General features: G+C 44.4%; 9 protein-coding genes. 4 read left to right on the top strand and 5 right to left on the bottom strand.

From position 1 onward, the window contains the following. The first annotated feature begins 55 nt into the window (after positions 1-55). A complete protein-coding gene (locus R8G66_12285; GenBank protein ID MDW3193141.1) occupies positions 56-1,603 on the top strand; it encodes a SulP family inorganic anion transporter in 1,548 nt (515 codons plus the stop codon). A gap of 18 nt (positions 1,604-1,621) precedes the next feature. Here the strand turns inward: R8G66_12285 and R8G66_12280 are convergent, their stop codons facing one another. Then, complete coding sequence (locus R8G66_12280) at positions 1,622-2,581, bottom strand: DUF5050 domain-containing protein (GenBank protein MDW3193140.1); 960 nt, start codon at positions 2,579-2,581, stop codon at positions 1,622-1,624. Positions 2,582-2,878: 297 nt separating this feature from the next. Here R8G66_12280 and R8G66_12275 point away from each other — a divergent pair, with 297 nt between their 5' ends. Next, positions 2,879-4,183, top strand: a complete 1,305-nt coding sequence (locus R8G66_12275) for a M57 family metalloprotease (GenBank protein MDW3193139.1) — start codon at positions 2,879-2,881, stop codon at positions 4,181-4,183. Between the two features lie 66 nt (positions 4,184-4,249). Here the strand turns inward: R8G66_12275 and R8G66_12270 are convergent, their stop codons facing one another. Both R8G66_12270 and R8G66_12265 read right to left on the bottom strand, forming a co-directional pair. After that, positions 4,250-6,868 carry an ABC transporter permease gene (locus tag R8G66_12270; protein ID MDW3193138.1) on the bottom strand — a complete coding sequence of 873 codons (2,619 nt, stop codon included), beginning with the start codon at positions 6,866-6,868 and terminating at the stop codon, positions 4,250-4,252. Next, positions 6,865-7,209, bottom strand: coding sequence for a helix-turn-helix transcriptional regulator (locus tag R8G66_12265; GenBank protein MDW3193137.1), 345 nt, complete (start codon positions 7,207-7,209; stop codon positions 6,865-6,867). Before R8G66_12265 ends, R8G66_12270 begins: the two co-directional genes overlap by 4 nt. Before the next feature lie 303 nt (positions 7,210-7,512). Between R8G66_12265 and R8G66_12260 the strand changes: the two genes are divergently transcribed. Next, positions 7,513-7,851, top strand: a complete 339-nt coding sequence (locus tag R8G66_12260) for a PadR family transcriptional regulator (protein MDW3193136.1) — start codon at positions 7,513-7,515, stop codon at positions 7,849-7,851. Further along, positions 7,844-10,462 carry an FtsX-like permease family protein gene (locus tag R8G66_12255; protein MDW3193135.1) on the top strand — a complete coding sequence of 873 codons (2,619 nt, stop codon included), beginning with the start codon at positions 7,844-7,846 and terminating at the stop codon, positions 10,460-10,462. The genes R8G66_12260 and R8G66_12255 overlap by 8 nt, the downstream gene beginning before the upstream one ends. Before the next feature lie 294 nt (positions 10,463-10,756). On the opposite strand, the gene R8G66_12250 is transcribed toward R8G66_12255, so the two are convergent. Continuing rightward, on the bottom strand, positions 10,757-11,398 hold the full coding sequence (locus R8G66_12250) for a DUF4159 domain-containing protein (GenBank protein MDW3193134.1): 642 nt from the start codon (positions 11,396-11,398) through the stop codon (positions 10,757-10,759). 26 nt (positions 11,399-11,424) lie between these two features. After that, entirely contained in the window at positions 11,425-12,078 is a 654-nt protein-coding gene (locus tag R8G66_12245) for an HAD family phosphatase (protein ID MDW3193133.1), read from the bottom strand. Positions 12,079-12,177 lie beyond the last annotated feature (99 nt).

The raw sequence follows: 12,177 nt of genomic DNA, 5'->3' as shown, positions 1-12,177 counted from the left end.
TTCAATGGTAAATTAAAACCCTAGCTTCGCGGCTGCTTTTTTTACAGGTTATCACATGCAGTCGTATTTCCAATTATTCGATCTTCAACAAAAGGTCAACTACAAGAATGAAATCCTTTCAGGGCTTACCGTCGCTTTGGCCCTGATCCCTGAGGCCATCGCTTTTGCTTTGATCGCAGGGTTATCGCCTCTCACAGGTTTATATGCGGCGTTTATGATGGGATTGGTGACATCCATTTTAGGTGGACGGCCGGGCATGATCTCCGGTGCGACAGGTGCCGTAGCTGTGGTGATTGTGAGTTTGGCTATTTCTCATGGTGTGGAGTACGTTTTTGCCGCAGTTGTCCTGGCGGGTGTGATCCAGATTGTAACCGGATTGTTACGTTTAGGTAAGTTTATCCGTTTGGTGCCTCAACCGGTGATGTTTGGCTTTGTCAATGGCCTGGCAATTGTGATTTTCCTGGCACAGCTCAATCAATTCAAAGTAGAAAATATAGCTTCAGGCCAATTGGAATGGATGACAGGAACACCCTTACTCATGATGCTCGGTTTGGTGTTGTTAACCATATTGATCATATGGCTATTGCCAAAGCTGACCAAGCTGATCCCTTCGTCTTTGGCGGCTATTCTGATCATTTCTGCCATTGTCATTGGCTTTGATCTGGATACCAAAACAGTAGGTGATATCGCTTCTATTTCCGGAGGATTTCCTCCGTTTCATATTCCTTCGATTCCTTTTACCTGGGAAACACTCACTGTTATTTTTCCTTATGCATTGATCATAGCTGGGGTGGGATTGATTGAAAGTCTATTGACCTTGAACTTGATCGACGAGATTACGCAGACACGAGGTAGGGGCAACAAAGAAAGTGTGGCTCAAGGTACGGCTAACATCCTTTCCGGGCTATTTTCTGGCATGGGAGGGTGTGCGATGATCGGTCAGAGCCTGATCAATATTTCTTCGGGTGCCAGGGCTCGGTTGTCCGGTATTGTGGCTGCAGTCATGTTGCTGGTCTTCATCATGTTTGGTGCCGATTTGATTGAGCAGCTTCCCATGGCGGCACTCACAGGCTTGATGATCATGGTGTCTATTGGGACATTCGAATGGGCCAGTTTAAAGACCATTGGTAAGATGCCCACGCATGATGTCATTGTGATTGTTTTGGTTGCGCTGATCACGGTACTGCTGCACAACCTGGCATTAGCGGTACTGATCGGTGTGGTTATTTCTGCGTTGGTCTTCGCCTGGGAGAATGCCAGGCGCATTCGTGCACGCAAATACCGGGACGACCAAGGAGTAAAGCACTATGAAATTCACGGACCGCTTTTTTTCGGCTCTGTGACTGCATTCAATGAGAAATTTGACGTCAAAAATGACCCTGAAGAAGTGATCATTGACTTTCAGGAAAGCCGCGTTGCAGACATGTCTGGGATAGAGGCTTTGAACAAAATCACCGAACGATATGCAGGTGCAGGTAAAAAAATCCACCTCAAACACCTGAGTCCCGACTGTCGCCGATTGCTTAAGAATGCCGAACAGATCATTGATGTCAATATTCTGGAAGATCCGACTTACAATGTGGTCGCGGATCAGTTGAGTTAATGTATGCTGTCTTATTAGTTAATTTTTATTCGGCAGAATGAGTCGTTTTCCTGATCCATCGGCATCGATAGACATCAGCTGCCAAACTTTACCTATTTTGGATGAATAAACCAGGCTTTTGCCGTCTGGGGACCAGTTTGGATTCTGATTGTCAAATTCGTCTTGTGTGAGGTTTCTTTGTTGTTTGCCTTCGGAATCCATCAGCCAAATATCAAAACCATCCTGATCCGGCATTCGGGATTGGTAGGCGATTAATGATCCGTCCGGGGACCAAACAGGTACACGATCTTCCTGTGGTGAAGAAGTGACTTTCCTGAGATTCGAACCATCTCGGTTCATCAAAAAAATGTCCCAGTCTCCTGATTCATTGTTGCGGAAAGCAATAGTCCGATCATCAGGCGACCATTCCGGATACCAGTCGGCCGAGTCCGAAGATGTCATTTTTTGATAGCTTCCATCACCAATACTGATGCGAAAGATATTGAGATTGCCATCTTCAACATGTTGCGCCAAAACCTCTTTGCCATCATGTGAAACAGATGGGTCAAACGCCCGAAAGTCCAGGGAATGAAGCCGACGTTTTTCAGTCCCATTGGGGTTCATCCAATAGATGCCTGCTAAATTGAAATCACCATTATGCACCGAGGTAAGCACTAGTTTTTCATTGTCGTAGGTCCATGAAGCACCTCCATCATGAAGTTCATTGTCGGTGATTTTTTGGAGATTGGTGCCATCTGAATTGATTCGGAAGACCTCCAGATCACCATCATTACCATTAAAAGTTATTTGTTGACCGTCGCGCGAGAACTGATAACAACAAAGGTACCCATTGGTCTCGTAGAGCATTTCTTCAACGAGATCATCCAGGGAGATTTTCATGAGGCGTGTTACTGTATCTTCCTTGGACTTGTATAAGAGAGACTTACCGTCAGGTGAGTAGTGTGGACCTTGCAGATTGTATTCTGTGCTAGTTGCCATAATCTCTTGATCGGTCATTGCAGTGCGCTGGGGTTTTTCACAGGCTTGGATGAAAAAGCAAGTACTTAGAAGTGATACGATCCTCGAAAAATGATATGACATAATCTTTAAAAATAGAGCATTCTAATTATTCCCGATCGTTTTTAAATCATCGGGAATTTCACGGCCAAATCAGAGAATTTGATAATTCAATTTTTTATAAATAAAAAATAACTATAACCATTTTATACAAGTTATTTATGGAAATAACCCAAGGTCTGAAGCACGAACAATCAGACCGTTAATCAAAATAATTTTATGAATAATACAATTTTCAAGTCACTATTTGCGTTTTTGTTACTTGTAATTTGTTTGTCGGGATGTATTCAGGAAGAGCCTGAATTATTGAATGATGAAGGAAGGCAATCAATTCTTGATCAATCAAATCCTAATGGCAGAGGTGGATTGATGTTAGATCATGATCATTATGCCTACAATACGAAGGTGGATCTGAGCTTGCTGGGAGACAGTATCGTAAAAGTATATCCGAAATTTGCAGATGAGATTCCAAGTCTTTCCGAATCTGTAAGATGGATTGAATCAGTTGATAATGCCATTAGGGATTGGAATGATGCGGGTAGTTGCTTGCAGTTCAGACGAGTAGGACACAATGAAAATCCTCATATCACCATCATTGACTTCAATGATCCGGATAGTGTGCTAGTGATCGATACAGCTAACAATCCTGAAAGTGTTTTCGGCTGGGCCGGAGAGCCGATCAACGGGTTGCCGTTTCGATTTATCTGGATCAATCAGACCTATAAAAATGGTAACACCACACCGGACGAGCAAAGAAATATCATTGGTCACGAGCTGGGACACTGTATCGGATTTACCCATACAGATAGAGGTCAGGGCGTAAATGAGATTTATTCACCGGCTCCTGACAATTCGATCATGCATTCTGGAATTGTAAGTCGTACCATAACCGATCTTGTAGGGAGTGATGAAATTGCCGTACGTGAGTTTTATGGAGATTGTCGTTCGGTAACGCCTTCGCGAAGTTCACTGACGGGTCCTGAAGTGCTATGTATCGGGCAATCAGGGACAATTACGGTGCAAGGTACTGGAATTGTAGATACCTGGATTTACTCTAACAATGTAACGGGATCAAATGAAACTCCAATCAGTACAACGGTTACGATCAATTCAGGAGGTACTGCCACGGTTACGGCGAATTTCACCGATGGGGGAACAGCATCCTGGACCATTAACACCGGCGGACCAGTACCACCTAATGTGTCACTGGCCGTGATTAATGGATTGGACTCACTACAGAGCTATCAAACGGAACTATACACCGTAAATGGTAATGCTTTTGACAGTTATAGCAGCGTCCAGTGGGTGGTTTATAGTTTTGTTTTTCCGAACGCGGCTCAGCATTTCAATGTGACCTCACCGGTTGGAAATAATCCATTGAATGCGACTGTGGAGGTACTTTCAACTGCGCCAACGGGAACATATTATGTACAGTGCAGGGTCAGCAATGCGTGTGGAATGTACGTAATTGACAAACAGATCCACGTACAGGAAGGTCTACCGCAGATCTTTCCAAGTTTCTGATTGATGAAATAAAAAGGGAGTCTCTTTAACGGAGACTCCCGATTTTTTTAAATATCGTCAATGATCCTATTCCTGTCTTATCGATTCAACCGGATTGGATTTGATCACACGGATGGAGCGATAACTCACCGTCAATAATGCTACGGTGAAGGCCATGATCCCTGCTAGTAAGAAGGTACCCACTCCTAAAGAGACATGGTACTCAAATGCGTCCAGCCAATTGTTCATCATGTAGAATGCCAACGGACTTGCAATGAGGAAAGCAATGCCTACTTGCTTGGCAAATGTGGATGAAAGTAACAGAAAAAGACCTGCGTGATCCGCGCCCAGAATTTTCCGGATGCCCATTTCTTTCTTGCGTTTTGATGCGGTGAAAGAGGCCAGGGCAAATAACCCGAGACAAGCGACGAAAATGGAAAGTCCTGCACCCATCTGGAAGATCATGCCTGCCTTCTTTTCCTCCTCGTAGAATATCTCCAGTTGGTCGGTTAGCACATGGTACTCCATAGGAGAACGGTCGTCAAATTTTTTGTGTACCACATCTGCCGCAGCAATTACTTCGGACATGTCTCCGGCCACTTTCAAGGTGAAATAATCAATGACCCGAATTGGATTGTTCCAGGCTCCGATCACCAGTGGTGCTACTTTTTCATGCAAGGATTGAAAATGAAAATCTTTCAGCACACCAACGACACGCGTTCGAACTTTTCCTTGTCCTGTACTGGCAATGATCGATGATCCAACCGGGTTTTCCAGTCCCAGTGCCTTAGCCGCTGTTTCATTCAATAGGATTCCCGTAGAGTCGACCACTTGATTGTTTCCGAAGTAGTCACCAGCCACTAATTCAAACTTGAAGGTCTTAAGCATGTCTTCATCGAACCCCATGAAGTACGAACGTAAGGAGTCATTAGGGTCACTGTTAACATCTCTGAAATAGGCGGTGGTAATGTTCTTCCATTCACCGGGTACCCTAGAGGAAACACCAACACTTTCCACTCCAGATATCTGCTCAAACTCATTTTTCATGGTCTGGAATTGTGCTCGAACATTGCCACTATTGATGTCAATGACCAGTAAGCGCTCTTTGTCAAAACCCATGTCCAATTCACGAACAAAATTCAATTGATTTTGAACCACCAGGGTCGAAACAATCATAACGATGGTCAATACAAATTGAAAGATCACCAGGCCTTTCCTCAAGAATGCTGAACCTCCTGATGTTTGATTGCGCAATGCCTGAATAGGGCGGAAACTGGATAAATAAAATGCAGGATAGCTTCCTGCTAACAAACCAATCAATAGTGACAATCCTGCGATCATGGGGACGTATTCCAGCAAAGTGCCGAAAGTAATGTCGAATTGAGTGCCTGTAATGCCATTGAAAAAGGGGAATGTCAGGTCCATGATGCCTATGGCAAATAACATGGCCAACAAGGTGATCATGAAGGATTCCGTGAGGAATTGTCCCCGTAATTGTTTTTTGTATGCACCGATGGCTTTTCGAATGCCAATTTCACGTACTCGGAATACGGCTGTTGCTGTGGCAAGGTTCAAGTAGTTGATGCAGGCGATTAGCAGCATGAAGAGTCCCATCGAAGTGAAAATGTAGATGTAGTCCATTTTTCCCTGGCTTTCCTCTACTCCGAATTCAATATTTGCAGACTTCATATAGATGTCCTCAATTCCTTGAAAATCGATGGAAAAGACGGCAGCAAATGGGCCAAATCTGAGCTTTTCAAACTCATCTTTTTTCGTTCGTAATTGATCAATAGACGTACCTTCCTTTAGCAGGACATAAGTAGACGCTCCGAAGGTTTGCCAGTTGGACAGATAGCGTTGCCAACCTTCATCGGAGTTGACATTGGAGACGAGGATCGCAAATTGCAAGTGCGAGTTGGCAGGCAAATCCCGAATGACCGCAGTGATTTTTCCGTTATTTTGTCCGCGTTCCAGCTCTCTGCCAACCACATCTGGTGTTCCAAAATATTTGATGGCCGCTGATTCCGTAATTACGGCAGTATTGGGCTCGGTAAGTGCGGTAGAAAGGTCTCCATCGATTACTTCAAAGTCCATCATTTCAAAGAGCGATTGATCAACAATGAACCAGTCACGCTCTTGAAAATTGCGGTTGTCTACCGAAAAAACTACTTGCCCGGAAGGTCGGAATAAACGAGCCGCATTTTCAATTTCTGGCATATCCTCTGTCAGGGCGGGCCCTATTGGAGGAGGCGTAGATCCGAAAGTTCTGGGTTGATCAGGATTGCGTTCGTCCAGCAGTAAGACGCGATAGAGACGATCCGACTTTTCATGGTATTGATCGTAAGTGAGTTCCTGACTCACATACAAGTACAGCATGCAGCTGAAGGCAATGCCTATGGCAAGCCCCAGCACATTAATGGAGGCGTGAACCTTGTTCCTCTTCAGGGAACGATAGGCGACTTTGATGTTACTTTTCAACATGATATTTGAGATTTGACTTTTGGGTAGTGGCCGCCAGGCATAAGGCTGACAACAACGGATGACATTCCACCAGTAAAAGAGTTTGCCTTTGAACAAGCCTTTGAGTTCCACTCTTTCGTAATAGAACTCTTCCAGATCGCCGTGCATTTCCTCGTACAAGTACGGGGCGCAATACAGCCGGAACAGCCAGTGAGCTAACTTCGGTACAGGCGGTTTTTGATTCATGAACCGATCGTTTTGAGTTTGAAGGCTACTTCAGGAATTTGCTGTCTCAAGCGAGTACGCAAGTCCATGGACTCATCCAGTGCTTTTTTTCCTAACGCCGTGATGGAGAAGATGCGCTTTCTTTTTCCACCGCGTTTGCTTTCAGGTGCACCGAGAGTAGATTCAAGCATGCCTTTCTTTTCCAGGCGATACAAGGACTTGTGAACAGAACTGACGTTGACCGGTCGTCCGGACTGTTCTTGTATTTCCTTGGTGATCGCCACCGCATAAGCGTCCTGAAAAAGCACACCTACAATCAATAAAACGAGTTCTTCGAACTCTCCGAGATAGGTTCGGGACATAAGCAATTAATTAATCTATTTGCTCCCGTCATCGCGAATTTGACTTCCTGAAGGGTAAGTCATTGAAGCGATCTTTTTTGAAGGGAGTTCCACCCTCTTTTAGGAAGATTACTTCACTTCGTTGGTAATGACGTATAGCCAATATGAATGTTTAATTTGACTTTTGTCTGTAAAATAACGACAAAAGAATTTATTAAGTTGACTTTTGTCTGTAAAATATTTTCAGAGACATTTATTTCACCATTGTAAATCAAATCTGATTTAATTTCGTATCCTTACATATATTTCACTATTGTAAATCAAATGAAGCGGATACAAATAGGTGAATTTGAGGAGTTGGTACTGCTCATCACAGCCATCCTGCATGGCCAGGCTTACGGAGTGAGTGTCATGGACACCATTGCCGAACAAACGGGTCGTAAAATCAACATCAGTGCAGTGCATACAGCATTGGACCGATTGGAGAAGAAAGGCTTTTTGAAGTCCAATGTAGGAGGTGCTACCGGGGAACGAGGTGGTCGTAGAAAGCGGTATTTTGAAGTCACGGACCTAGGTGTTCAAGCCATTCAAATGACACGTAAGATGCGTAACGATCTGTATGATCAAATTCCTAAAGTCGTCCTATCCGAGATCAATGGCTGAACACACTCCTCAACCACCTGGCTGGCTGCTGAATTTTTTTCGAAGGCTTTGCAAACCCAGTTATGTAGAGTACATCGAAGGTGATTTACTGGAAATACATGAACGCCAGAGTCGCGATCATGAGCAAAAGGCAAACTGGTCATTTGCCTGGAATATCATTCGTTTTCTTCGTCCCCGATATTTGAAGGGGCCTGAAGATGTCTATCCAAAAAGTACTTATCCCATGTTTAAAAACCACGTCAAAATCTCATTTCGCAACATGCGAAGACAGGCTGCTTATTCTCTGATCAATATCCTAGGTCTTACCGTAGGCATAGCCAGCTGTTTATTGATCGCCATCCATATCAATATGGAACTGAGCTACGATGATTTCTATTCAGATAGCGATCGAACTTTTTATGTGACCAATGGAGGTAAAGGTAGGTACACACCTGCGCGAATGGTTGCCACATTAATTCAGGATTACCCAGAAGTCGAATCAGGCACAAGACTTTGGAAGGTAAATGATTATGTGGTGAAGATTGATGGTCAGACGACCAAAATAACCAATGGTCTAGTGGCCGATTCTACATTTTTTGACGTATTCCCTCAGGAATTTCTACAAGGGGAACCCAAAACATCCCTGATTGCTCCCAATTCTATGGTGATTACCCAAACATTCGCCGAACGACACTACAAAGGACAGAACCCTATCGGCAAGGTGATCGAGGTTGAAGGGGATAATTATACCATTACGGCATTGGTGAGTGATCCTCCCAGGCTCACCTCCATTCCTTTTGAATTCATTGTCTCTTTTCCAAGAGAGTGGTACGTTACCACCGGTTATTGGACAGGGAATAATTATTTCAGTTTCGTTAAACTGACAAGGTCGGAACAGGAACCCATCATGGAGGCCAAATTTGTTGATTTCGTTCGGCACAACTATGCCAAAGAAGTCGCAGAGGATGGGGAAAATATTGAAGATTATATTTTGGAAAGGCTGGAAGGTGGAAATCCTTTCTTCACACTGGAGTCCCTAAAGGACCTTCACTTGCATCATCCGCATTTATCACTGGGCAAAGGAGGGAAGTTCAGTGATGTTTTGATCCTGGGTTTTATCGGGGTGCTCATCTTGTTGATCGCAACCATCAATTTCATTAACATGACCACCGCAAGGGCAGGGTTACGCCACAAAGAAGTGGGGGTTAGAAAGGTACTTGGGACTACCCGTCAGGACATCATGAAGCAATTTTTGACCGAGTCTTTGATGGTGGTGCTGACCGCTACGATTCTTGGTTTTGCGCTGGCGGCATTGTCGTTGCCCTTCTTCAATTCCTTGACCGAAAGAAGCATGATGTTTTCCGATATTGCTTCACAGACTGGTTTCACTTTGGTTGCGATTCTTGTAGTTATTACCACGCTACTATCGGGTGGCTATCCGGCATTTTACATTTCTTCCATTGGACCAGTCCAGGCGCTCAAGGGAGAGGGTCCAAAAGGAAGTGGGGCAGGAGTACGCAAGTTTTTGGTCATCTTCCAATTTGTGGTGTCTATTTTTCTGATTGCCACCACCATCATTGTGGACCGACAAGTCAAATTAATGCAGAACACAGACCTTGGGTTAGAAACTGAGGAGGTATTGGCCATCAGTAACATGACTGCTATTGCAGAAAAGTTTGATTATTTCAAGAGTCAGGTCGCTCAAAATGCTTCGGTACAAAGCGTTACTCTCACGAACCAACGTCCAGGTGGAGGAATCTCGAATTGGGGGTATGAGATCATATCCGATAACCCCTCGAAGCATGGTCCGGATCACATTTTTGCAGATGAACATTACATGGATGTCCTGGATCTCCAAATGGTGGACGGTCGTTTCTTTCAGCCAGGCCGATTAGCAGATAGCATGACCGTGATCGTCAATCAACATTTCGCAAAGATCATTGGGGAGAATGCAGTTGGAACTACCCTTTCACGAGGACGAGATAGAAATTTCACGGTCATAGGAGTAGTAGAAGATTTTTATGCCACCACGGTGAAGCGGAGAAGTCGTCCGCTGGTGATTCGGTATGAAGATGATGTCAATGGGTTCGTTTCCGTCAGTAGTTATGCATTAGTTCGTATCAAGGGTGATTTTCTTTCGACAGTAAAAGCCATCGAAGCGCAGTGGCAGGAAGTGGCCGGAGATTATCCATTCGAAGCAGTGTTCCTGAATGATGCTTTTAATCGCTTATACGAAAATGAAGAACGATTTGGCAGCATGTTTAAGCTGTTTTCGATCCTTGCCATTTTCATTGCGTCTTTGGGGCTGCTCTCATTGGCTGCTTATGTGCTGGAACGCCGCTACAAAGAAATAGCCATTCGAAAAGTTCTCGGTGCTTCTTCTGAACGCATTACCTCTTTGATTTTGAGAGACTTTGCCGTGATGGTCATTATTGCTGCGGTTATTGCATCACCTATTGCCTACTTCTACGGTAATGACTGGCTTCAGGAATTTGCGAAGCGTATCGAGATTGACTGGATGCTGCTCGTGATCCCGGTGGTGACGGTATTACTTTTCACGTTACTACTGGTGGTGGTCCAATCTTACCGTGCCGCAAGTGCGAATCCGGTGCATGCGCTGAAGCAGGAGTAGGTCAATATTTAGAACCGTCAATCCGGTTTGTAGAGTGAAGTAGAGTAATACCGGGATCTTAAGTTATAAGAAGAAGGGCTTGGGTAGTCAAGTAAAGCGTGTAATGGAAGAAACTTACGGATGATAAGCTGGCTTTGAGCAAAGCGGTCAAAGCAATCAAAAACGGTAAGAAAATCGTCGGAGAGATCATGACCTGGTACAATAAAATGGTCCAACGTGGTGCTTTTCCTTCGCTGGAGGAGTTGTTGTGAAATCCCCCGGTCTTCGACCACCCCCTTTGTAAAGGGGGATTATCTAATTCTCCATCGTAAACACGAACGAAATAATATTTGCGCCCATTCTTAAGGCTTGCTGGCGCTTGGCCTCGGGATCGTTATAGATGACCTGATCTTCCCAGCCGTTGCCAAGGTCAGACTCGTAGGAGTAGTAACAAACCAATCGTCCATCGACAAGAATACCTAATCCTTGTGGGGGCTTGCCGTCGTGCTCGTGGATCTTGGGAAGACCTTTTGCAAAATCATACTTCTGATGATAGATCGGATGGTCAAATGGAAGCTCCACAAATTCTGCGTTTGGGAATACTTTTTTCATTTCCAATCGGACAAATGGATCCATTCCGTAATTGTCATCAATGTGCAGAAAACCCCCTGAGGTCAGATATCTTCTAAGGTTAAGTGCATCTTCATCGCTGAAGGTCACATTACCATGACCTGTCATGTATACATAAGGGTAGAGGAACAGGTCCGGACTTCCTACTTCTACAATATCCTCTTCTTTGAACAAGTCAGTACGTAGGTTCCGATTACAATAATTGATCAGGTTGGGTAGTGCCGTTTTGTTAGCATACCAGTCGCCACCACCACTGTATTTCAGTTTTGCGATCTTCAGTTGCTGAGCACTTGCACCAAAAGCCACAATCATCATTAGTGCCAGCATTAATAGTTTTAATTTCATCATCATTCTTATGTACTGAAAAGTTCGTGGATTTGTTCCAAACCGAGTTGAGTAAAATCATCGATGATCAGGTCAGCGTCTAATTCTGAGCGTTTGTGTGAAGTAGCCAGTGCGATGACTTTGCTGCCCGCCGCCTTTCCAGCTTCGATCCCGGAGAGAGCATCTTCGAAAACCACGCATTGCTGGTTCGGTAGACCAATAGAAGCTGCACATTTCTGATAGATTTCAGGATTGGGCTTTCCTTTGGTAACCGCTCGTTCGTCTAACACTCCTTGAAAGATCGAACGAATGCCAAGGCCATCAAGCGTAAAATCAACGTTTCGGGTTGGGGCAGAGGTGCCAACAACCATCGGGATACTCGCTGCTGAGCAAGCTGCTAAAAATGTCAATAAACCATCGGTAGGTGCCAGGTGTTTGCGGTAGAGATCGCGATAGATTGCCTCCTTTTCTTCTCCAATTTCACGTACCCTTTCCATGGACATTTCCGTTTCGAAAATGAACTGTACCACCTCATTGAGGGTACGGCCATTCATGTTTTGCATGTATGAATCCTGCGACAATGGCTTGCCGTATTTTTCACACATGAGTTGCCAGCTTTGGTAGTGATATTCGTGATTGTTCACAATCACACCATCCATGTCGAATAATAATCCGATGTTCATGGCAGCAAATAGAATCTTATCGCCTCGACATTCCAAGAAAGAATGTTGTTTCTTGGAAAATCGAATGCAATAACGGAAGGAAAAACTTCCTTCAGATCG

It is taken from the genome of Cytophagales bacterium (assembly GCA_033344775.1).
Classification (GTDB): domain Bacteria; phylum Bacteroidota; class Bacteroidia; order Cytophagales; family Cyclobacteriaceae; genus JAWPMT01.
The sequence above is the reverse complement of the archived record's forward strand: the minus strand, read 5'-3'. Positions and strand labels throughout refer to the sequence as shown.